Origin of the sequence: Caedibacter taeniospiralis (assembly GCF_002803295.2) — a bacterium.
GTDB lineage: Bacteria > Pseudomonadota > Gammaproteobacteria > Francisellales > Francisellaceae > Caedibacter > Caedibacter taeniospiralis.
On the sequence record NZ_PGGB02000004.1, the window covers coordinates 39844 to 63641 of the forward strand.

The following is a 23798-nucleotide window of genomic DNA, read 5'->3' on the forward strand; positions in this document are numbered from 1 at the left end:
AGTACCGATAGCGTGGCGAGTTGAAACTAAATAGGAGAGTAAGCAATGGACAATATAGTAGATACCTTGATGGACACCTCGCGTAGGGTTCTGTACGCACTGGACTTCAATAAGAAAAATGGAAGTGTTATCAATGAGGCGCGTTTAAAGTTTTTTCCTTCAGATACGGTGTTTCACATCGTCACCGTCATTCCTAGGGTTCATGATGCAACAGGGATTCTACGAGATGTGATCGACGAGTGCAATGAAGAGCGTTTAAATATGTCTAGGAGCACTCTGAGAAACCTGGTAGAGCCACTAAGATCCGAGTATAGGCTACAAACGGCAGTTATTATCGACAATTCGACCAGCAATGCAATTAAAGAGTATGTTGAACAACATCGCATCGACTGTGTTATTTTAAACGGTCGAAAGCATGGGTTTTGGGGGCGTTATATCTCAGGTGAGCAAGAACGTATTATCAACGTACTCGACTGCGACGTGATCATCGCAAAAAAATCCTGTTGAAGCGATTAAGACAGTAGTTTGATGTGATGGCTGATGGCGTCGTATATACACTCTCGCAGGTTGTCTCTGACACCAATGGCATTCGTTAGGGTTGGACATTAGACTTCAAGTAAACATTCTGGCGAATATATATGCTTTGACGCGTCTGGTGGCGTGTCACATGCTCCTCGTAGATTGCTTCGAGGTTGCGCTTGCGCTGGCGATTAATCTGTTCAGCGAACTGAATTTTCTCTCCAAACTGATTACCTTTCAAATCTAAGCACTACCGTCTGTTTTAAAAACCTTATTTTAATAAACATCCATTTCCTTAATTGTACAATATCATTGACGCTAACAATATGGAAAATCAGCCACTAGAAATATTGGTTACTGGGCATAGCTTAGGTGGAGCACTTGCAACACTTGCTGCATATGATATTCAGAAAAATATATCGCCAACGGCGACGCTTAAGCTTGTCACTTTTAACTCACCAAGAGTCTTTAACATGGCKGCGGCTCAAGAATTTGAAACCCTACTTGGTAAAAACAGCCTTAGACTCTGGAGACATTATGACCCAGTGTCAGCTGTGCCCATGGGAAGGTTGGGGTATAAGCACGTTGGTAAGAGTTTGAAACTGCCTTATATGAGCTATTTTAACCCTGGTGAAAATCATAAAATGCAGTATACAATCGATGAGATCGCATCAGTATATACCATACGTCCTGATGAAGCCCACAAAGGGTGGTTTTAAATTATCTGTTTATTGATCTAGCCATTTTTACTCTCGACTTAGGCGAATAATTCGCGCCAAAGTGTATTAGTGTGAGTAATCAGCGTCACACTCACACTGGCTGCGCACACTTAGTGATGGGCAGAGATATAGTCACCATCCTTTTCTCGCATTGGATATCTAATGCAAATACAACTTATACGTAAATAACACAGGTCACTTGCTACCAGTACAGGGGGCAACTTTAGTGCTGCTTGCTTTTTGGGTTAGCGGTTATGCAGTTATCCAATGCAACTACATTTAATCTGCACTGCAGATATCTCTTTAATGATCTTAAGACTAAGGAGATAACAGAAGACGCTATAACTTATCACAAGTACTTTGAACCCAAAGATAGTGCTAAATCTATTAAATTATTTGATAAGCTTAGAGATCAAGAAATTTCAGTCTATGAATTTTCTAGATCAGATGCAGAAAACGCGTTAAAAATCTGTGATAAAAATTTTAATGACAACAACTTAACGCGTACATTGATTTCTTTTGAACCCAGGGTTGACGATGTCAGTAGCTTTATCTCAAATAACTCCGTGTCGTCAATGTTTTATAGTCTCACTAGCTCACTAAAAAACTTTGTAAAACAGGCTAACAAACCTGGCTTTCCTGTCGTGTTTAAAGATGATGATAATGATTATGTAAGGCTTGTTGAGTATATCGATTATGATGTTCTATTCTCTAATGAAGAGAAACTTCCTTTAGCAAAAATATACGAGTTTTTAAAAAAGGCAAAACAAGAAAACAGTGAAGATCTAATAATTAAAAGCTCAGTTAAATCCTTTGTTGATCGAGTGCTACAGAAGACCTATAGGCTCGTGACTGATAAAAATAAAGCAATGGAAGCATCCAAGTTTCTTCAGGCAGTTGACCTGTTCACTCAGGGCACATTGCAGGCAAAACTTGTCGGGAAAAACTTAGGTACGAAATTGTATGCGACTAGTAGCTTTAATTCTCAGAATACATATCTTATTGATCACATGAACCTATTCCCCATGGGATACTGGGGAACAAATGCGCAGGATATTGTTCAGAACCCATCTTCGCTTATAATCAATGAGTTAATGGAGGTTGACTTATCACAACCAAGTAAATCCTATAAATTTGTCACCAACCTGGTGGTTAATTCAGTATTTATGTCACACATTGTGCCTGTAACTATTGCCGTTGATACTCAAAACTCACGTATCAAAGTAAAGATCGTGGATTCTATGTTAACCTCTTTTAATAGTGAAAAAAAGACAATTGCTGAAGCTTTAGTTAATGCGCTCATCAGCGGATTACCTGCACTGAAAAACTATAAGATCGATATTAACGTCGTTTATAGTAAACTGCAGGTTGCAGGCACTGTTGATTGCGCCAGGTTTACTTCTATTGGAATGTTGGCTGAACTACTTGATATCGACTATGAAAACATGCCTCCACTTTTAGTATATAAGCTGTTGGATATGTATAGTCTGGATTCAAATAAAGAAAAAGGAGAAGTCTTGTACGGTGCCAAGACAGTGCTAACCATGTCAGGCAAGTAATACTCTCTTTAAATTGTAACTAAACTTCCACTACTACCTGCTAAAGCACGTAGCTTAGAACACACTTGAAAAGCGGATTGATTGCTGAAGCAACGTCAACTGCTACTCGCCTTAAGGGGCGTTAGCCTGATTTTAGTGTGGTGATACAGTGAAATTATCATTGGTATGATGCTGCTTCTGATTCTCGGTATGCTGTTGTGCCTGGCTTTCATTCAAATACTCAAGGCGTGCACGAAACATGTAACCTGCCCTATTAATCGTTGTAATCAGGGGCTCCTCCGTTGACTCTATTGGCAGCTTTTTTCTAAGCTTACTGATCAATACATCAACGGTTCTGTCGAGTCCGTCATAGGGGCGACCGTAAACATACCAACATAGCTCATCTCTTGAGACAACCTGGTATGGTTTATTGAGCAAAATACTTAGCGCTAAAAACTCAGACAATGTAAGCCGATGATGTTTACCTTTAATGTCCACTACACATTTACGCACTACATCTAAACAAAAACCATTAAAAAAAACAGACTGAGGGCTTTTGTTACTCTTTCGTTTTAACCTTATGAGTGTTGAGCGTATCTTTGCAGCAACAATTTTAATATCTACTTCGTGATGGATATAATCTGTAATGCCACATTCATACAGCTCTACTTCCCGATTTATATCGATTTTATCCCCAATGACCATGACGGTGATTACATACTTCTTATGGAGCTCTCTACACAAGTCAATGATTGAAATGCCTGAAATCTGGTAGGATAAAATCACAAAATCAATGGGTTGTACCATTAATGTCTTATCTAACTGCAAGGGATTGTAACACCTGATAAAATGACACTCTTGTAGATAACGACCTAATTGATCTATATACCTTTTATCAATGCCTAATGTTAAAATCAACTCCCAATTCCTAAATAAATAATAGCTAAAACTATGGGCTTCCCGATGACAAAAAATTTCACTATCTCTGCAACTTAGCCCATTGGGAGAAAACTCACACTTAGGGGGTTACCATCATGGATAGTGCATGAAATAGTCACTCTCCCCAGAGAGCATTCTAATGAAATTCTTATCAGAAGAATGCCGTCAATTGAAATCAATTGTAAAAATCTACAAGAATTTTCTGCACGGGTTTGGACAATAGCTTACCGTTACGCTTCTAACTTGACTCAAAACCTGCTTTGACAACCTTATCTAATAAATGTTGATTAGTTGATTTAAAAATTGATAGCTCAGGTGCGACAGACGTTACGGCACCCATGCCAACCGCGGCGGCAAGTGCTGCACCAGCGATTGTCCCAGGAATGCCACCAACGATTGTGCCAACAATAGCTCCAATAATCATCATGACTGCCGCAACGAGAAACTTTGCCATCTCTGCAGCAAAACTGCCAAAAACTGGAGAGCGTTTAGCATTGTTTTCATAATCATTAAGTGCCTTAATTTTATCCTCACGGGTTTTGCCTTGGTCACTCACTGCCGCGATAACCTCATTAAGCTCACGCAATGAGGTTATATAAGCATCTCCTAAATTATGAAGGTGCTCCCTTTTTTCTACAGCAACCACCAGTTTGTCGTGTAATACGTTACAAGCTTTTTGGAATTCAGAGCCTTCAGCTTCCTTACTTTTGCTCATAAGCTGTTTGAAACCGTTCTTAATAGCTTCAATCTGCTTTAATTTTTCCCACTGAGCTTGATTTAACGATTTATTTTTTTCCAGTTCCACAACCTGTTGCTGAAGGTTTGTATTATCTTTTAAATAGGACCAGGCATCTTGGTCAATATCCTTCATTAATCGACTAAAGATCTCGGTATTGTTTTTCCAATTTTTGACCATGTCAGCATGAGGAGCCTTGAATAATTTTTTCATCTTTAAGTCAATACAACATTCATTTTCACTTATCTGTAAATAAGTCTGTAAATCTTTGGGTAACTGCTGATGGAATTCACTCAGTTCAAGCACTTTGTTCGGCTCGCCTAATTGTCCTTGAGAGTCAATCGTGGGTCTTTTCCCAGGAAGGCTGTGTTCAAAAATACTAAGACGTGCGTCTTGTGACAAACAATTTTCAACATGAACCAGTGTCAAGCCATCAAGCTTTATTTGAGTTTTATCCTCATCCAGAGCTTCTGTATCAGCTGCAGGAGTGTAGTAAAGCGTAACCGCATTTAATTGACCATTTTCATTGATGTAGCTGTAGCTTAACCTGGTTTTTGCCAGAGTTTCTATCTGACTTTTACCCTGATTTTGCGCTATGATCAAATTAATACAAGTATCAAAGAACGCCTCAAAAAAGCGACCTTCAAATTTGCCCTGCAAAAAACCAGGTTTACCTTTGGACAAAGTATACTCGTACAGCATTTGTTCTAAGGCATTGGAATTGCCGTCATTTGCTTTACTTAAAAACTGAATTCTAGGAATATCTGTAAAAATATTCGCTTTTTGACTTTCATCTGATTTTGCATCATTTTGGTATATTCTTATGACCTCATTTTGATAGCCTGTTATAACACCTGAAAGCTCAGGTGAAATCATGTCACTCAACTTGTTGTCAAGGGCTGTAACCCCTACCCCATAATCGCTCAACAGATCTGCCATATCAGCATATTTAAGTCCTGTCTTGATAACGCTTGGCATTATTTTTCTCCTATGGTTAATGTTAATCTGAAGTGTAGAGTTTCTAACTGCGCGAAGTTGTTAGGGTAACGGTGGGCGGAAAGATAGTCATGACCGATTTTCATGACTGCTTTTTCTCAACTTGACTGACTCCTGGCTGCTCATTGAAGATAATTTCATAATCTTCATATGCACTGTCGTTGTCGTTATTGTCCTCTTCTGCTGAATAAAACACCTCATCATTTTCTCTTGCATCTTGATGATTATTAAGCTCAGACATATACGCAGTGTAATCAGCTGCGATTTTCTTAAGTTGCCCAAACTCAGCCTTATTAAGTTTTAGATCAGCTAAATCCTTGAAATCTTGCTCAGTGGGGTTAGCAAGCGTAAAAATAGCTTCTTCTAACTTATCAGAAATTGCAGACCCTTTTAGCTTTTGAAGGTTTTTAAGAATAGCCTTGGCTACCTTAATTTTATTGTTATCATTGTAGAGCGTGCCATGTTGGGATGTTTCGTATGTTTCCACCTGAGCAATTAATTTATCGATTAATTGATAATATTCAGGGTTAACATAGGTCATCTTTTGTGAACCCAGTTCTTTATCAATGACGGTCTTATAGTTTCCAAGTTCCGTTTGAGCCTTTTTCAATTCCACAAGGTATGGCTGCTCTTGATTATCATTTATATACTGATCAATACTCTTTAGCGTCTTTATAATTTCCTGTTGCACTTCGTATAGATAAACACCACAGGCTCCTGTCGCAACAAGAATGGGATTCTGCTTGATTTTTTCAACAAATTCAGCGGTTGAGGTAATGGTTTGCTTTAGCCTTTGCAGATACGCTTCTGATGCTTCAGGAATAAAATTAACCTCATCATCATGCAGGGCAAAAAGATGATTATTGATCTGATCTTTTACCTCTGCTTTAAGCAGCGCCTTAGGCGTATAATTTAGTTTTGAACAAGCAATGGCGCTACGAATCAATTCTCCCATATTGTCTAAGGTTGGTCTATTTCCGACTAATAATGCGTCCGTAAATGCGTGATTTAACAAGTCTTTAGGATCTACAGACAATTTTTCTTTAAGAAACAGGTTAATTGCCGCTTTAGTGTCGCCATCGAGCTTGTCATTGTTGGGGTCAACCAGAGCTGCCAGCTGTTTAAGCAGTAACGTATGATAAATACTGAATTCATCAGTGTACGTAAACACCTGATTAAGAGGGTTATCTGCATTTAAATTAATCTCTGGCTTTTTTAACAGCGAAAACATAAAGTGCATGGACTGCGTTAAGTATTGATTGATATTGTCCTTGTCGAGTTTTAGGTCTTTGCCACTGGCAGGTAAGTTCAAAAGATGACGTAAGCTGTTGTCACCTTTTAAAATAAATGCCTGATTCTCATTTTCTACTGTGCCAAAAATAACATTAAGGCTTTTTGCTGCACTCTTTAACTCGTTTTGAGTGGTAATCTCTCTGACTTGAACCAAATCATGCGCAACCCCACCAAGCGTATTAACATAGAAATCAGTGACATACTGAGGCAATGGCTTATTCTTAGGCAAGGCAGACACAATTTCGAATAGCTGATCTCTTATTTTTGTCTTGACATGAAATCTTTCAATAAACTCGCTATTGTTCCTATGATTCACATAATCTTGAGTTTTCTCAATACATGTTTTAAAAGCATTATCATTAATGTCTGTTGTTAATGCCTTAGTAAAATGACCTGTCTGACGTTGCGCAGTCGCAGCAATTGGTTTAATAGCTTTGTCGCCTAGATCCGTTTCAATCCGTTTACTGTGGCGATAACGGGCGGCATACTCTTCAAGCCATGATTTGCTGGAGCCCACCAAGATATACGCATTATATAACTTTCCATCACATTGACTGCTGACATAGTTTTGCAGGTTCTTAATATCAACATTTGAAGTTGCGACCACTTGTTGTGTGTGCATCCTAAGCTTGACAGCCTCATTATCAATGGCATCGGTAATTTTCTTAAGTGCCTCACGATTCTCCTGGCTTCGCTTGAATGTGAGAGAGTCAAAGTATGACGGTAAAAAATAAGCAGCAATACCTATTAATACTCCAGCAACCAGTGCGATGCTCACTGGGGCAATAGCAAATACCAAAGCCCCTGCAGCCAGTCCTGCAATACTTGCTACCAAATAGGGATGTCTAGCAAGAATAGTGGGTTCATCCATCTGTTTTGCCAAAAAGCCACTCACTTCAGATAAAAAACCTACCTGCAACTGCTGAGTGAACGTATCAGGATCAACATGACCAAAATAACGTTTTACAGTCCGCATAATTGCAGAACTGTTTTTATCATCCTGAATTTGCTCATTATGGATGGTATAAATCTCTTTAAATGTGTCGCGAAACACCTTATCAAGCTCGGTTAAAAAATAAGTTTCAACCGCAATCTTAAATTCGTCAGCACTTGAAGCATCTTTAAGATTGCCTTTAAATTCAGCACGCATATCAATAGGCATATCAGGCTGTTTTCCAAATAACAAAGACTCGCGATAATGGAAAAGTCTAATAAATTTATTGGTCAGATCTTTGCTCAATTCTAAGAATCCTGACTCATTAAGCTGTTTTTGAAACTCCTCTGAATCTATCGCAGGCTTTCTGACTTGACCTGAAACTCCAGGCCAGACATCATAAAAAGCTTTAGCTACTACACTACTAATTGCCACACTGATACCAGCTACTGCAAGATTTTTTCCAGGGATAAAGTCAGGAACAGGAATTGCATTACTAAGTGCCTGGTTTACTAACAGACCAGTGGCAGCGCCTGCCCCTACTGCTAGCACACCATTTTTGACTTTAGCTCCCATAGATAATCCTTCAAACATATGAGCTATCTGTGCTGTAAATTTAGGATATGACGTTTCCAATCGCATCATCAATAACTTTATTCTCTCCTCTGACTCTTTGGTCACTGACGTAGTTAAATTAAGCTGTGTCTTTATTGTTTTCTCAAGATAGTTCTGATGGTTCTTTTGAACGTTACCCATCATGTTTTGAACTGATTGGTTATTTGGCATAATTTTCTCCTATTACTCGATTTAATACTGATTTTTGCTCTTAATCAAAATTACTAAAATCAATGGCACCAAAATTTACTCTTCGATGCCCTTTAAGTTAAAAAATTAAACTCAACATTACAACATTTCATCTCTTTATCGGACAGATTGATCAAATACAAACAAACCACTTCATCATTTAAGGTAGTGCCATTAATTCCATCATTATGTCCATACTTGCGGTTTTCCATTGCCTTAGCCACTGTGGCTAGATATTTTCACGGTCATAAACTTCATTACCATAGACATTGATTATGCCGCTTTTCACTGATCTGCCCGAGAAATATCGCCGTAAGCCCACCCTTGATTTTTGGCCTTTTTCATATCAAGGCTCAGTGAACTTACATTGGGAACGTGCGCTGTTAGAACTGGAAAACTTACATGATTTATCCTTTGAATTTAAAGCCTTTCTACGCGCAAAATTCAACAGCAACAGTCAAACTGATATAAAGACGCTCAAAAAACTTGATCAACTTTTTCAATCAGCTTCCTTAGGAACAACAGAAAAAATTGTCCATACCTATAGCTATTGTGTGGACTGGCTTAACCTGTTTCGTAACACTTATGAAATTTTGGCATTAAGCATCAAACCACTGGCGTTGCAGTTACCCTTTATCGGCTTAGCCTGGCAGGTATTTGATGCAACTATACTAACCACCATGGCCATTTATACTCGCCAAAAAGATGACAAATGGGCAAGCAATCATTATTCGTATACCGCTTCTCAATTGCTCCTTTGTAGTGGTCTTGCGCTTAGTGCTTTAATACTTGCTACTTGTAGTCTATTAAGTATTATGAGCACATTGGTTACTGCCATCGGCGGGATTACTGCATTAATTATTTCATGGGCGTTAAGTGAACGTGCTGCCAAGCTTTGTGATGCACGCATTGACTATTTAATCCATGAAGAATTATCCATGCAAAAACTGCCGATCTTCACTGATGCTGACGCCGTATTAGAACTGCAAAATAGTTATCAAAAATGGCATGAAACAGTTCATAAAGCTCAAAATAGTGAAGCAAGTTATAGAGCATTAATGACTGCACTACAGCATGCTGAAAAGCATCTTGAAGCTAATAAAAATAACAAAAATAATTTAGACGAGTATCATCAGGCAAAGCTGACATTAAGCTTATGCAAAAATCAAATGAAAAAACGTGAGTTTCTCTATCGCCTGGAAACACCACTTAATTTCTTAGCTGTCGCAGCAGTAGCATTAAGTGTCTTAGCACTGGTGTTATTCATTATTGGAGCCAATATGGCGACTTTTGGACTTGCCAGTGCTATATTTTGCTCAGCCATCGTTATTTTTAGCAGCATCTATAATCTGCATCAAAAAAATAAACTTTCCCACGATGAAGCTCACAGCAGTCATGAACAGGCTTCCAAAACCATATACCCACACACATTATTCGACCCTCTGCCAAATAATATTTCACCAGCAGCTAACGTGACATGATCATATTCCCCGCCCATTCTATGGTGCTGAGTGAGTAGTGAGTAGGGTGGATAAGCGTAGCGCATCCACGCGGTAAAACAGATTGGCTGCGTGTTGGTGGATGTGCCTTTGGCTTATCCACCCTAACTAAGTTAAGTCGTACTCGAGTAATTGAATGGTAACTTTGCAACGATATTGCTACCATAGGCAGCACACTGTAATGTAAAAACAAAATAGCTTATGCCTAAGAAAATTTATATCGGTAGCTCAAACTTTGCCGAACTCATCACTGAAAACGCGGTTTTTGTTGATAAAAGCTTGCTTATCAGGGATATAATCGAAGATGCCAGTAAAGTGATATTAATCACGCGCCCCAGACGCTTTGGCAAGACCCTCAACATGTCCATGCTGAATCATTTCTTTGCCGCTAAAATTGGTTTTATTGAAACCCAGGGCTTGTTTGATCATCTCGCCATTGCCAGGGAAAATAATCGTTTTTACCTTAAGGAGTATCAGGGCAAATATCCCGTGATCTTTGTGAGCTTTAAAGACATTAAGGCGCGCAATTATCAGGAAGCACTTGGACAGTTATCGCTTTTAGTGCGAGGGATTTTCGGGACGAACTACGATCTATTGGAATCCAAGCGATTAAATGCCATCGACAAGGAAACTCTAAGCAACTATTTAAGGTTTGAAGTGCTTGATGCGTTCGAAATAGATATAGCCCTAAGAASCCTAAGCGAGCTGCTATATAAACACTACCAGCAGAAAGTAGTCATCTTAATCGACGAATATGACACCCCTCTCAATGCCGCTTATGTGGAGAATTATATTGAAGCATTAACCCCYTTGATGCGTAATCTAATGAGCAATACCTTTAAGGACAATGACGCRCTTYAYAAAGGTGTTATGACAGGCATTTTACGTGTCTCCAAAGACAGTATGCTCTCAGGCTTAAATAAYCTKGAAGTCTATACRATTTTRGATAAKGAATATCGCGAGTATTTTGGCTTCAGCAACAAAGAACTTGATGAATTATATCAGGATCAAGGTTTGATTGCGGATAGAGAAAATGCCAAAAAGTGGTATAACGGCTATAACTTTTCAGGACTTGCCATTTACAACCCCTGGTCGATTTTGAATTGTCTGCATAAAAAGGGAAAATTTGATGACTATTGGGTGCACACCTCCAACAACAAGATGATTGAAACCCTGCTGCTGAAATTCCGTGAAGATGTGCATCCTGCGGTGACRCAATTGATGGAATATAAGACGGCAGAAGTCATTATCGATCGCCATGTGACCTATGACACGCTGGATATTCAATCGAGCAGTTTATGGAGTTTGTTGCTRTTTGCAGGCTATCTCACTACCGAAAGCTGTGAGGCTACTGGGAAACTCCTGTATCGTTGCCAGGTTAAGCTCCCAAATATCGAAATYGTKCAYTTRCTKAATTATTACTTCGATATGTGGTTTAGCACACGTTTGGGCGTACAGTATCAATCGTTTTTAAATAATCTGGTTGAAGGCAAGGTGGAGAAGTTCAGTGAACAATTAAACACTTATCTCACTGAAGCCTTAAGTGTCAGAGACACAGGCTATACCGCCGAGAAGTTTTATCATGGWYTGGTGCTCGGTTTAATCGCGTCRTTAAGAGAGACTCATCTCATCCATTCAAATCGTGAATCAGGCGAGGGATATCCTGATGTGCTGATTTATCCATTGGCAGATAATCAAAAGCATGATTTGGGAATTGTAATGGAATTTAAGCATGGGAAGGAAGACGATAGCGAAAATCAGGAACTCCTGGCAGAGAAAGCCCTAAGCCAGATTGATACGAAAAATTATGTGGCAGAACTTAAMGCKCAATCGCAGGTMAAGCGTATTTTAAAACTRGGRCTGGCGTTTAACCACAAGCGGGTGGTTGTRAAGCATGCTTTAACGCAACCCCACCCTTAAGGGGTGATGTTAAATGCTTAATTTTTAATTTTGAATGTTAAATTTTGGCTCTGGACTATATTCCGCCCACTTGCATTAAATTCCCCTCTTTTCAAGAGGGGTGGACGCGAAGCGGACGGGGTGTTTACAAATATCTAGTAAGCAACGCCATTCATAAATCAGTTGTTTGAGAGAAACAGAACACTGCTTAAAATGGCACCATTATTCCTGCAAATTACTACACTCATGAGTAGGATAATTAAACCATTAAAATTTATGTATCCATGGGCGAGACTACCTCATAATGCCAAACTTAAACAGTTTGCACGTGAACTTAGGAAAGCAGGGAATTTGTCAGAAGTATTGCTCTGGCAACAACTAAAATCTCGAAAGCTACTTAACCTGAAGTTTGATCGGCAAACAATTATTGGTAATTATATTGTTGATTTTTATTGCTATGAATTGGGTGTTGTGATTGAAATAGATGGCTGCACACACGATTTTAAGACGGTTTATGATACAAGAAGAGATGGCTATTTGCAACAACATGGTCTGATGGTGATTCACTTGTTAGATCGTGATGTTAAGCAAAGCTTATCCGCTGCGGTAGCATACCTTGAAGGTGTGTTAATGAAGCGTCAAAAATGGCTGAGGGAGTATGGTGGCTGTTACCTTTAACACCCCGTCAACCTTTGGTTGACACCCCTCTTGGAAAGAGGGGAATTGCCATCTTTCCGCCCACCGCTACCCTGCGCGAAGTCGTTAGGGTTATTTGAAAACCGGATTCCCGCCTTCGCGGGAATGACAATGCCTATTTTGATTGGGCGGAAATTTCGTCTAAGCCGAAAAAAGAAACTGCCAAAAGCGATTTATCGCGGGCAGGTATTTAAACGATGCTGATACTATTGAAATCAACTTCCGCTGTATTTCGATAACGACTGCCACAATTTCGGATCATCCTTGAGATCAAATAATTTTGAATGTTGAATGTTGAACGTTGAATTTTTAACACTCAACATTCAACACGCACTAAGTGGAAATGCCAGATTTCAGAGTTGCCCCGCTGACGCAGTTTTTTTACACAATGGTTTTAACATTATGCAGAGAATATACCGCCTGGGTCACAGCCAACTATTTATCAGACCATATAGATTTACATCACCATTTTTTATCAAACGAAAAACTATCATCCAAGAGCTGAATGCTTTTATTCAGTTTGTTAGTATTGTCATTAAAAATATTAAAAGACTGAAAGCTCTGGTCAAAGTCCAACAACTTTTCCTGTTGTGAGTTTATATCACCATGATCAAGGACATTATTAAATTTAGTTTCATCAGATAATGCTGCCTTAAAATCTTCTGTTAGATATTTCTCACGAACCTTACCGGTTAAATCTTGTCTGGCAGCATTAATTTTGTCAGTAATAGTCTTATAGCTATTTTCCTCTGCCAAGTCTTGTTTGAGTCCATCAACTACTAACTGAGGATTTTTCTCAGTGGTTTCATATGCTTTTAGAACACAGTATGGAATATTTACTTTCATGGGGCTCTCGTCAACATTAACCTGTCCGCTGTAGTCAAAGAGACCAATACGGTTGTTGGTATTATCGCTTATAAATTTAAGCAAATTAGTTAATTTTTCTCCTACTGGTACTTCAAAGCCACTCAGATCCAATAGATTCGCATTTTTCTGCGTCAACTTACCCTCATCACTATGACCAAAATCAATCTCTTGTTGACTATCGTTCATATAGTGTTCAGATTTTAGGTTAGGCTCAGATTTGTGCCTAACATGCCCGTTGTTAAATGTTCCAGTCTTATTAAGAAAATCACCCTCTGTAAAACTATGGAATGCTGGCKTTCWTSYWTRSYTWKMTTKWTWGTCGCTTCGTTATTTAGGTTATTCTGATCGACTATGTTTAGACTGCTCTTTACCTCCTTCTCTAGCTTCGTCGCTATGTCCTTATAAAAATTCTGCTCACTTATCTGTTTAGCAATGTTTTGATATTCTCCATAACGTGCTGAAATTTTGCTATCGGCAGTTTTGTAGATGGCATTTGATGGATTAGTTATATCAGTTGTGACCTGAGTATTCAGATCTATTACCTGCTGCTTGAGCTCAAGACTCACCGTTTCCCCTTTATTGTTTAGAAAGTCAGTTAAGCTAAGCGGCTCATTCACACTGCGAATATAATACTCTTTTAATAACTCACCTGCCTCTCTGCCCATTTCATTTAGTACATGGTCATCCACCAAAGAACATTTTAAGTAAGTATCCTCACCCAATCCTTTTTTCATAAATAAATTCTCAAAAGTACGCTTAAACCAGCTAACTACTCTTGTTAACCAACCATCCACTTTATTCACTATCTCGTTTGACCAAGTTAATTCAACAGCATGCTTGGCTGCTTCATTCTTTAAATCGATCTTCCAGTTGACCTTCTCCCCTTTAAGCAAATTAATTGTAGCTGTCTCCATAGCCTTTTGCATAAGGTCCGTCGCCAATTTTTTGTGACCAGGATTTTCCCCTTCGACTTGGGTAAAAATCCCACCAAGCTCTGCTCTATTCTTTTCAAGCTCTGGCAAGATGTTATTGAGCTGTGTGTAAAGGTCGCTAAAGATCTTTCTATTTAGCTCGTTATCTTCAAGAATAACTTCGCTTTGTTCTGACGCTATATTTTTCCCCTTCAAATACTCTTTAACTGCCTCCATTAATATTGTGCCAGAAATATAATCTGGCTCGCTATACTCCCTAGAAGATACTTCACGTTCTAAATTTTTCCTATTATCAACATCTGGGTTTCTTACGTTTATAGTAGCATTCATACCCAAACGGTTGGCAAATAAACCTGTCAACCTAGTATTACCAATAAATATTTCACTAGGTTTCTCAGGATTTGTGTTATTCCTTAGTGTAATTTTTAAATCAGCCATATTCTTCTCCTAAAATTAATTTTTAATTGTTTTTAATTGTTTTTAATTGTTTTTACCGTTTTTTGTCAAAGCATCTGTATTGATGCCTGGCGCTAAAGTTACATTGATTAACTTTGAGTTACAATATTTGACGAGTTTATCGGACAGATTGATTGGTTTAAGCCACGATAAGGGGGRWGAATKWTWRATGTTAAATWTTGAATACTTAATTCTTAATTCAAAATTTAGGCTTGTGCAAATAATTCGCCCAAGCGTGTCGGTGTGAGTAATCAGTGTCACATTCACACTGACAACTCACACTTAGCAATGAGCGGAAATATAGTCCAGAGTCAAAATTTAACATTCAAAATTAAGCATTTAACATTTCACCTCGCCCCAGGAGGGGAATAATGCCCAATTACATAAATATATGCCCGCGATAAAATCGCTTTTGGCAGTTTCTTTTTTCCCGCAAAAAAGAAACCAAAAAGCTCGCCCTGACAGTTTTCTAAACGAGCAAAACATCGGGATTTTTGAAAACTCGTTTCACTCAGACAATTCAAAAATCTTCACCGAGGTTTTGCCCTGAAAACTGCAATGGGCAATTCCCCTCTTTCCAAGAGGGGAATATCCCTTCCGTCAATAGCTACAATGCTTTTAATTGCGCATCTGTTAAGCCAGTTGCCGCTATGATTCTTGGCATCATCTAAACCAAGTTGTTTTAAGTTTCGTGCGACTTCAAGTTTTTCTTCCATCCTGCCTTTTTCAATACCTTTCTCCATACCTTTCTCCATACCTTTCTCCATGCCTTTCTCCATACCTTTCTCCATGCCTTTCTCCATACCTTTCTCCATGCCTTTCTCCATGCCTTKCTCCATTCCTTCCGCTCTAGCCTCTGCTTTGGCAATCTCCATATTATTCACATAAGCATAATGCTCATCYTCGATTTTCTCATATGCCAAAAGTTCTTCTTCTGTCCAGTTAAATGACTTCATTTCATCTAAGGCTTCGTGAATCGTTACCTCTTGCATAAGRTGACTGGGGAAATGCTCRCCTTCTTCGGCATGTTTGAAAAAGTAAATCCATTTATCCAGAATGCTGGTGAGCTCATCCGCGGACTTATGGAATTTGTCCAGCTCGATAAAGGTATAACTAAAATCTTTAAGATAATTCTTATGGGTGGTTTGCTCAAGCATCACATGATAGGAAATATAGTGATTATGTTCTGGCAGAATGGTTTTGTTACAGATCGCGAGGAAAACCACTTCTTTCAAATCTTTATACTCGAGCTTTTTGACACGCTGCCCAATATAGGCACGTGAGGCATAGTACTGTGCGCGCTTGAGATACTCCAGAGTCGAAACCACCTGCATTTCGATGATAAATTTGTTGCCATTTTGATCCTGGCACATCACATCGACGATGCTTATGCGCTGTTCATGCACCTCAGGCAAGTAAATGGTGGGCAGAAACTCTACGCTTTCAATGCGGCTCGCGCGAGCCAGCACGTCATTTAAAAAATGAATCAGGATGCCCTTGTTTTTCTCGGTGCCAAATAAGCGCCTAAAGGCAATGTCGTTCTTAGGATCTAAATATTTCTGGATGGGCATGATCAACTACCTTTGGTTATAACTGTGCGGATTATAACATTACCCGATTGCCATCGGCAATTCCCCTCTTTCCAAGAGGGGAATATCCCTTCCGTCAATAGCTACAATRCTTTTAATTGCGCATCTGTTAAGCCAGTTGCTGCTATGATTCTGGCATCATCTAAACCGAGTTTCTTTAAGTTTCGTGCGACTTCAAGTTTTCCTATCTCAATTCCTTTTGCCTCGGCAAGCTCCATATTGCTGATATAGGCATAATGCTCATCTTCGATTTTCTCATATGCCAAAAGYTCTTCTTCTGTCCAGTTAAATGACTTCATTTCATCTAAGGCTTCGTGAATCGTTACCTCTTGCATAAGGTGACTGGGGAAATGCTCRCCTTCTTCGGCATGTTTGAAAAAGTAAATCCATTTATCCAGAATGCTGGTGAGCTCATCCGCGGACTTATGGAATTTGTCCAGCTCGATAAAGGTATARCTAAAATCTTTRAGATAATTCTTATGGGTGGTTTGCTCAAGCATCACATGATAGGAAATATAGTGATTATGTTCTGGCAGAATGGTTTTGTTACAGATCGCGAGGAAAACCACTTCTTTCAAATCTTTATACTCGAGCTTTTTGACACGCTGCCCAATATAGGCACGTGAGGCATAGTACTGTGCGCGCTTGAGATACTCCAGAGTCGAAACCACCTGCATTTCGATGATAAATTTGTTGCCATTTTGATCCTGGCACATCACATCGACGATGCTTATGCGCTGTTCATGCACCTCAGGCAAGTAAATGGTGGGCAGAAACTCTACGCTTTCAATGCGGCTCGCGCGAGCCAGCACGTCATTTAAAAAATGAATCAGGATGCCCTTGTTTTTCTCGGTGCCAAATAAGCGCCTAAAGGCAATATCGTTCTTAGGATCTAAATATTTCTGGATGGGCATGATCAACTACCTTTGGTTATAACTGTGCGGATTATAACATTACCCGATTGCCATCGGCAATTCCCCTCTTTCCAAGAGGGGGCGAAGCCTGTCTTGGAGAGCATAAACTGCTTTATGCTCTCAACGCTGAGCGCCATTAGAGCGGGTGGAAATATGGTCACCTCCCACCGCCGTGTCTAAAAAGTTGTACCACTTAACTTACAATCCTTAAAGTTTTCACTTACAATGATTTCCAGTTTAAGTTGATTAGGGATGCGGGTGTTGGATATTCAAAAAGTTCGCCAAGACTTTCCTTTTTTAAGGCAAACCATTCATGGTAAACCCGTGGTTTTCCTGGATACGGGGGCGTCAGCACAAAAACCTAACATCGTGATCGAAGCGGTAAGGGAAAGCTATACCAATGATTATGCCAATGTACATCGCGGCGTTTACTATCTAAGTGATCAAGCCACTGAAAAATATGAAGGCACGCGTAAAGTAGTACAGCATTTTATTGGCGCACAAAAGATGGAAGAAATCATCTTCACAAAAGGTGCGACGGAATCAATTAATTTAGTGGCAAGCTCGCTATTGGATCAGTATTTTAGTGCGGGTGATGAGATTGTTATTACCGAAATGGAGCATCACGCCAATATTGTGCCTTGGCAATTGATGAGTAAACATAAACCACTCACCATCAAATACATTCCTGTGACCGATAAAGGGGAGCTCAACTTATCCGTACTTCCTTCATTGCTGAACGATAAAACAAAGCTTATTTCACTGACTCACTGCTCAAATGTCCTAGGCACGATTAACCCCATTAAAGAGATTATTCAGCAAATTCGCCAAACTCATCCTGATGTTGCTGTTGTCGTCGATGGTGCGCAGTCAGTGGTTCATCAAAAAATTGATGTTGTTGATCTGGATTGTGATTTCTTTGTTTTTTCAGCGCATAAACTCTATGGCACAACGGGTGTCGGTGTGCTTTATGCCAAAGAGAAATGGCATCCACTTATGTCACCCTATCAAGGTGGTGGAGATATGATTAAGCTTGTGACCATGAAGGAGACAACGTTTGCTGATCCCCCTTATAAATTTGAAGCAGGAACACCCGATATTATTGGTGTTATTGGTTTAGCCAAGGCGATTGAATATGTGCAAAGTCTTGGTATCTGTAATATCAAAGCACATGAACAGATGCTGCTTAAGTATGCAACAACAAGACTCCAGGAAATTACTGGTTTAAAAATTCTAGGTCAAAGTGAGCATAAAGCAGCTGTGATCACATTTGTAATCGAGAATTTTCATGCGAATGATTTAGGCACTTTGCTGGATCTATCAGGTGTTTGTGTGCGCACAGGGCATCATTGTGCCCAACCTTTGCTACAACGGTATAATGTACCATCAACCGTGCGCGCATCATTTGGTGTTTATAATACCAAAGAGGACGTGGATGTTTTGGTCAAGGGGCTGCATAAGGCGATTCATATGCTAAGTTAGAAAAGTATAACTCAGTGCCATTAAAGTATAACTGTTGTCAACACTTAAAATTGCCAGCTTTTAGGGTAAATAAATTGTTGAAGTTCCTGCAAATACAGTACACTGGCGAACCTAAAATTTGATCGACTAAAATCATAAGGACAAACGATGATTCCTACCCCTCATATTGAAGCCTCTGACAAAGATGAATTTGCCAAAACAGTAATTATGCCCGGCGATCCACTTCGTGCCAAACTCATTGCTGAGACTTATCTCAAGAATGCCAGACTGGTGAATAGTGTACGCAATATGTTGGGCTATACAGGGACTTATAAAGGTAAAAAGCTAACCATTATGGCACATGGCATGGGGATGCCAAGTGCAGGCATTTATACCGCTGAGCTGTTTAACCACTATGACGTGGATAATATTATTCGCATTGGCTCTTGTGGTGCTTATGTTCCTGAGGTTAAAGTTTATGATGTCCTTCTGGTGACGGAGTCTTATTGTGAGTCTGATTATATTGAAATTGTAACAGGTGAGAAAACACGAACGATAAAACCAGATTTATCCCTGACTGAACACATTGCTATGATCGCAAAGAAACTCGATTTACCAGTCAGTAAAGCAAAAGTGCATTGCACGGATGTGTTTTACCGTAAGAACTTTGATGACTATTTGAACATTCGTGATCGGCATGGCTGTAAAGCAGTTGAGATGGAAACAGCAGCAATATTTGCTAATGCCAAAGCCTATGGCAAAAAAGCGGCATGTTTATTAACCGTCTCGGATTCTCTGGTAACAAAAGAAGTGACCACAAGCCAGGAGCGGCAAAATTCATTTACTAATATGATTAAAATTGCTTTAGCAAGTGTTTAATTATTGTTGCTCGCAAATTTTAAAATGATATCTATTCTTTGGGGTGCAGGTTAGTCGTACTACACAGGGAGAATAATGATGGAATGTAAACAATCTGGTTCAACTATTGGCTGTCTTGTAATTGGTATTATTTTGATTGTACTAAGCATTGTACTGATTGTGGGTGCGTTTAGCTGGTTCCCACCTGAGCATAGCCTGTATGATCTTAGTGAGTCAGTTATCACAGGTATGCTAGGCTGCGCAAGCTTAATTATCGGTGCAATTTTTGTTGTTGTTGGAATTGTCCTAAACAACGTGAGTTCGACATAAAAAACCTTGTCAAAGCGTCGTCTTTTCAAGCATTTCTGCGTTAGTATGCACTTAAAAATGCTCGAATTAGCGCAGCTAGTCCTGTGCTTTTTAAGTGCAAAAGCCTTGAACTGCTTAAAAATACTTGCTTTGAGCATGTCATTCAATGTTTCTTACGTCGAACTCACGTTAAACAGAGTTGAAAAACGGACTTAAGACTCGTACTATATGCGGCAAGGAATGATGAAAAAACAAATAAAACTAAGCCGACATAGCTCAGTTGGTAGAGCAATTGATTCGTAATCAATAGGTCAGCAGTTCGATTCTGCTTGTCGGCACCATCTTTCCGTATCAAACCATATCTTATGAAAGTTTTTCCCTTTAAAATGCAGTGTTACAGAGATTTGTGTCAATAAAAGGAACAGCTTGAAATGCTTTGATATTAAACCCATCAGGATAACCAACTTCAACAAGATATAACCCATGTGCTGGCACTGTAATACCTGCCTGCGCCCTATCTCTTGCCTTAACCAGCTCGCACATCCAGTTGACTGGCTTTTTGTGAAGCCCAATCTCAAGCAGTGATCCCACAATATTTCTGACCATGTGATGCAAAAAAGCATTCCCCTGAATATCAAAGATGATGAACTTGCCGTATTGCTTAAAATACGCGTGATGAACATTGCGCATGGCACTGAATGACTGGCATTGTGACGAACGAAAGGCACTAAAATCCTGTTCGCCTAACAGATCCCTGCTGGCTACATTCATGTTATCTATATCCAGTGCTTGATTTATCCACACTGTCCGATCATGCCAAATTGCGCTACTGGTTTTATTTTGATAGATGACATATTGATAGCGCCGATAAAGTGCGGTAAAACGCGCACTAAAATTTGCAGTGACTTTAAAAACTGCTGATACTTTAATGTCTTTAGGCAAATGGGCATTTACGCCAAACACCCAGGCTTTTGTATCTCGCAATGCCTTTGTAGCAAAATGCACAACCTGTGCTGTGGCATGAACTCCCGTATCGGTTCTCCCTGCACAAACTACAGTAATCGGTTCATTGGCAATAATCGATAAGGCTTTTTCCAGATTTTCCTGCACAGTTGTACTGTGATTTTGGCGTTGCCAGCCACAGTAATTGGTTCCCAGGTATTCAAGCACAAGAGCATAATGTTTAAACATAGTATTGCCACAGCAACTAAAAGCTACAGATCATAGCATGGCTTCTGACAGCTTATAACACCAATGCCATGGCTCGTAGATAAATCCAGCTTTGTTATTCCTGGGATAACTTAAGTAAAACTGAAATTTATGAGCATTTTCTATGAGCCAGGCAAAGGCTTTTGTTTCTTCAAAATCTTCGACTAACACATCCTTTATTTCAGTTGAGCTTAAATCTAATGCACGCCCTGTGTGGTGCTCACTAAACCCAGGTAATGCCAGCACTCTTAAAATATCCTCAAGTGCAACACCCTTATTTAGTTTATTGAGAATAAGATTGGCTTGATATAAATAACCGCGATAGGCAGAAACAACCTGCAAAGTGACGCCCTCTTGCAACGCTGTTTGATACATTTTTTGCCATGCTTGATAGGCGTTTTGCTGCATATAATAATCTCGCTGAAAAACGTCTTTACCCCCATAGATCAGTTGCGACCCCTCACATTCAGCAAATAATGACAGCTGTTGATTTTCTTTAAATTGAAAAGGCAAAATAGCATAAGCATCATGAAGTTTTTGATTATTCAGGGACATCTTTGTTCTCCGTTTGCATGAATAAATGACCTGCCACCGTCGTTAAAGGTTCCTTTAATAAGTCTGGTGGCGTTTTCTCAAATCCAGGTATTTTTGAACTTTCACTTTGGATATGAATTTCATCGATTAACTGGTTGGTTCTTAAGTCGTAAATTTTGATATCAATTACAACTTTATTTGCCACACCAGTAAAAAACGTATAGCTATCAGTCCATTGGAGAAGACGTGGCAAAATGAAATATTCATAGTGTTTATCACGTGCTGCTAAATACTCAAACTGTGCTGAATTAAAGCTTTTTGCAACACCTAGCTTTTTAAAATAAGGCTTAAAAATATTACTTAAAACAGTCATGGTTTTTGGGGCACTATCTGGGTAACTGTGGAGCTCATCGTAACCGTTATTAGGGTAAGCCATGTAGGCCGTGGCATGCAAAGGCAGCTTGACCAAAACATCACTGTAACGAATGGCATCATCCTGTGCTGCCAGCGTTTTTTGCATGGAGTTGGTCACAATCTCATGGGTGCTTGTGCAGCCAATAAGCGCAAAACAAAATGTCAAAAAAAATTTCTTCATCTGGTGAGTAGCAGAACTAATATTGCAAATATTATACCGTTTATATTTTTCCCACCAAGCCTTCACACCCTTTTTTGTCAGTCCAAACCAGAAATAAGCGACATAAGCTCGCTGCGACTCTTCTCATCTTTACGAAAAATACCACGCATGCAGCTTGTGACCGTTGAAGTTTCTGATTTATGCACCCCTCTTGTTGTCATACATTGGTGCATGGAATCAATAATAACGGCAACTCCTTTGGGTGTTAGCGCCTGTTCGATCGCCAAAGCAATCTGCATTGTCAAGCGCTCTTGTGTTTGCAGGCGCTTTGCATAAACATCTAACACGCGCGCAATCTTACTAATGCCCACGACTTTTCCATCGGGTAAATAGGCAATGTGCGCCTTACCAACAATAGGCACCATGTGATGCTCACAATAAGACTCTAAACGCAGGTTTTTGAGTAATACAATCTCATCATATCCCTCGACATCTTCAAAGGTCTTTGCCAAAATTTCCTCAGGATTCTCGTGATAACCTTTAAAAAACTCGTCATAAGATTTTATGACACGCTTAGGGGTTTCAAGCAGACCTTCACGCATTGGGTCTTCACCAATATATTCCAATAGCGTTTTAATCGCGGCTTCTGCCTGCTGTTTCGTTGGTTTTTTGGTCATCATTTTTCTTTTTAAACTTTTTTTACATTAACGGTTTTTATCGAAAGCAATTTTAATCCCCTGCAACACTAGCTCTGGCACAATGACATCAAAGAGCCCCTTTTCATTAAATAGCTGAGAAAATCCCCCTGTTGCAATCGTTATCACTTCCTCGGCTTTGACGTTAAGCTCTGCAATGATCACTGACTTAAGTTCTTTTAAGGCACCCAAATGTCCATAGTAAATACCCGATTGTAAATTGGTATCGGTATCCTTGCCTATGGCAATGCTTGGTTTAACAATGCTTACTGAAGATAGTTGCGCCGCATTATTACTTAATGCTTCTAAAGAAATTTTCACGCCAGGCAAAATGGCGCCACTAAGATACGCCTTATCTTTGCGTACCACATCAAACACGGTTGCCGTACCCAAATCAATCACCAGCACATCTTTATTGGGGAAAAGTTCAACCGCCGCTATGCACCCTGCTATGCGATCAGCACCCACTTCTTTAGGTGTAGCCACCTGCATTTTCAAGCCTGTTTTAACCCCTGGCTGTAAGAAAAATGGCTCAGTTTGAAAATATTTCAATATCGCTGAGCGCAATGAGTAATTAATCGCTGGAACCACGGAGGCAATCGCCACCCCAGTAATGGCTTTGGGGTCAATATCATTTTCACTTAAAGCCTGGCGCAAAAAAATACCAATCTGGTCTGAGCTTCCATGTGCTGAAGCCGTCGTATAACGAAACTGCAAGATAAGCTCGTTTTGGTTAAAAACTCCCGCATGAATGTGCGAGTTGCCAACATCTAAGGTAAGTAACATATCCAAATAAAATCTCCTTAATTTGGCTTCGCAGTATATATG

Annotated in this window: 21 protein-coding genes, 1 tRNA gene and 1 pseudogene; 10 read left to right on the plus strand and 13 right to left on the minus strand. The window is 39.6% G+C overall.

Features of this window, described 5'->3' with window-relative positions; translation table 11 throughout:
- The first annotated feature begins 45 nt into the window (after window positions 1–45).
- The 3 genes from CU053_RS02530 to CU053_RS02540 all read left to right on the plus strand — a co-directional run bounded on the left by CU053_RS02530 (window position 46) and on the right by CU053_RS02540 (window position 2797).
- On the plus strand, window positions 46–507 hold the full coding sequence (locus tag CU053_RS02530; RefSeq protein WP_158106946.1) for a universal stress protein: 462 nt from the start codon (window positions 46–48) through the stop codon (window positions 505–507).
- 338 nt (window positions 508–845) lie between these two features.
- Window positions 846–1238 (plus strand): lipase family protein, encoded by a 393-nt coding sequence (locus tag CU053_RS02535; protein WP_100550363.1) that lies wholly within the window; start codon window positions 846–848, stop codon window positions 1236–1238.
- Between the two features lie 254 nt (window positions 1239–1492).
- A complete protein-coding gene (locus CU053_RS02540) occupies window positions 1493–2797 on the plus strand; it encodes a hypothetical protein (RefSeq protein WP_100550362.1) in 1305 nt (434 codons plus the stop codon).
- A 132-nt stretch (window positions 2798–2929) separates the two neighbouring features.
- Here the strand turns inward: CU053_RS02540 and CU053_RS02545 are convergent, their stop codons facing one another.
- The 4 genes from CU053_RS02545 to CU053_RS02560 form a co-directional block, all read right to left on the minus strand.
- Window positions 2930–3694, minus strand: coding sequence for a response regulator transcription factor (locus CU053_RS02545; protein WP_100550361.1), 765 nt, complete (start codon window positions 3692–3694; stop codon window positions 2930–2932).
- 259 nt (window positions 3695–3953) lie between these two features.
- Window positions 3954–5429, minus strand: coding sequence for a hypothetical protein (locus tag CU053_RS02550; protein ID WP_100550360.1), 1476 nt, complete (start codon window positions 5427–5429; stop codon window positions 3954–3956).
- 100 nt (window positions 5430–5529) lie between these two features.
- Complete coding sequence (locus tag CU053_RS02555; RefSeq protein ID WP_100550359.1) at window positions 5530–8460, minus strand: hypothetical protein; 2931 nt, start codon at window positions 8458–8460, stop codon at window positions 5530–5532.
- Between the two features lie 92 nt (window positions 8461–8552).
- Window positions 8553–8702, minus strand: coding sequence for a hypothetical protein (locus tag CU053_RS02560; RefSeq protein WP_158106947.1), 150 nt, complete (start codon window positions 8700–8702; stop codon window positions 8553–8555).
- A 51-nt stretch (window positions 8703–8753) separates the two neighbouring features.
- Here CU053_RS02560 and CU053_RS02565 point away from each other — a divergent pair, with 51 nt between their 5' ends.
- From CU053_RS02565 to CU053_RS02575, 3 genes are all read left to right on the plus strand, one after another.
- Window positions 8754–9959, plus strand: coding sequence for a hypothetical protein (locus tag CU053_RS02565; RefSeq protein WP_100550358.1), 1206 nt, complete (start codon window positions 8754–8756; stop codon window positions 9957–9959).
- Window positions 9960–10178: 219 nt separating this feature from the next.
- On the plus strand, window positions 10179–11897 hold the full coding sequence (locus CU053_RS02570) for an AAA family ATPase (protein WP_158106948.1): 1719 nt from the start codon (window positions 10179–10181) through the stop codon (window positions 11895–11897).
- A gap of 225 nt (window positions 11898–12122) precedes the next feature.
- The gene (locus tag CU053_RS02575) at window positions 12123–12554 is read left to right on the plus strand and encodes an endonuclease domain-containing protein (protein WP_233263321.1); all 432 of its coding nucleotides are present in this window, start codon (window positions 12123–12125) and stop codon (window positions 12552–12554) included.
- Between the two features lie 480 nt (window positions 12555–13034).
- Here CU053_RS02575 and CU053_RS02580 read toward each other — a convergent pair whose 3' ends face one another.
- The 4 genes and pseudogenes from CU053_RS02580 to CU053_RS02595 all read right to left on the minus strand — a co-directional run bounded on the left by CU053_RS02580 (window position 13035) and on the right by CU053_RS02595 (window position 17330).
- Window positions 13035–13625, minus strand: coding sequence for a hypothetical protein (locus tag CU053_RS02580; protein WP_158106949.1), 591 nt, complete (start codon window positions 13623–13625; stop codon window positions 13035–13037).
- Between the two features lie 14 nt (window positions 13626–13639).
- Window positions 13640–14809: pseudogene (locus CU053_RS02585) on the minus strand (hypothetical protein).
- Window positions 14810–15357: 548 nt separating this feature from the next.
- Window positions 15358–16398 (minus strand): Rpn family recombination-promoting nuclease/putative transposase, encoded by a 1041-nt coding sequence (locus CU053_RS02590; RefSeq protein ID WP_158106950.1) that lies wholly within the window; start codon window positions 16396–16398, stop codon window positions 15358–15360.
- A 101-nt stretch (window positions 16399–16499) separates the two neighbouring features.
- A complete protein-coding gene (locus CU053_RS02595) occupies window positions 16500–17330 on the minus strand; it encodes an Rpn family recombination-promoting nuclease/putative transposase (RefSeq protein WP_158106951.1) in 831 nt (276 codons plus the stop codon).
- 258 nt (window positions 17331–17588) lie between these two features.
- Here CU053_RS02595 and CU053_RS02600 point away from each other — a divergent pair, with 258 nt between their 5' ends.
- The 4 genes from CU053_RS02600 to CU053_RS02615 all read left to right on the plus strand — a co-directional run bounded on the left by CU053_RS02600 (window position 17589) and on the right by CU053_RS02615 (window position 20299).
- Entirely contained in the window at window positions 17589–18812 is a 1224-nt protein-coding gene (locus CU053_RS02600; protein WP_199244186.1) for an aminotransferase class V-fold PLP-dependent enzyme, read from the plus strand.
- A gap of 147 nt (window positions 18813–18959) precedes the next feature.
- Window positions 18960–19670, plus strand: coding sequence for a purine-nucleoside phosphorylase (deoD, locus tag CU053_RS02605; protein ID WP_100551095.1), 711 nt, complete (start codon window positions 18960–18962; stop codon window positions 19668–19670).
- A gap of 75 nt (window positions 19671–19745) precedes the next feature.
- Entirely contained in the window at window positions 19746–19979 is a 234-nt protein-coding gene (locus CU053_RS02610) for a hypothetical protein (protein ID WP_100551096.1), read from the plus strand.
- 244 nt (window positions 19980–20223) lie between these two features.
- Window positions 20224–20299: transfer RNA gene (locus tag CU053_RS02615), tRNA-Thr, on the plus strand.
- Between the two features lie 40 nt (window positions 20300–20339).
- Here the strand turns inward: CU053_RS02615 and truA are convergent.
- The 5 genes from truA to CU053_RS02640 form a co-directional block, all read right to left on the minus strand.
- The gene (gene truA / locus CU053_RS02620) at window positions 20340–21149 is read right to left on the minus strand and encodes a tRNA pseudouridine(38-40) synthase TruA (protein ID WP_100551097.1); all 810 of its coding nucleotides are present in this window, start codon (window positions 21147–21149) and stop codon (window positions 20340–20342) included.
- A 30-nt stretch (window positions 21150–21179) separates the two neighbouring features.
- Entirely contained in the window at window positions 21180–21722 is a 543-nt protein-coding gene (locus CU053_RS02625; protein WP_100551098.1) for a M15 family metallopeptidase, read from the minus strand.
- On the minus strand, window positions 21709–22296 hold the full coding sequence (locus CU053_RS02630; RefSeq protein ID WP_100551099.1) for a DUF4823 domain-containing protein: 588 nt from the start codon (window positions 22294–22296) through the stop codon (window positions 21709–21711). Before CU053_RS02630 ends, CU053_RS02625 begins: the two co-directional genes overlap by 14 nt.
- A 77-nt stretch (window positions 22297–22373) precedes the next feature.
- Complete coding sequence (folE, locus tag CU053_RS02635) at window positions 22374–22955, minus strand: GTP cyclohydrolase I FolE (RefSeq protein ID WP_199244187.1); 582 nt, start codon at window positions 22953–22955, stop codon at window positions 22374–22376.
- 24 nt (window positions 22956–22979) lie between these two features.
- Window positions 22980–23756, minus strand: coding sequence for a type III pantothenate kinase (locus tag CU053_RS02640; RefSeq protein ID WP_100551100.1), 777 nt, complete (start codon window positions 23754–23756; stop codon window positions 22980–22982).
- Window positions 23757–23798 lie beyond the last annotated feature (42 nt).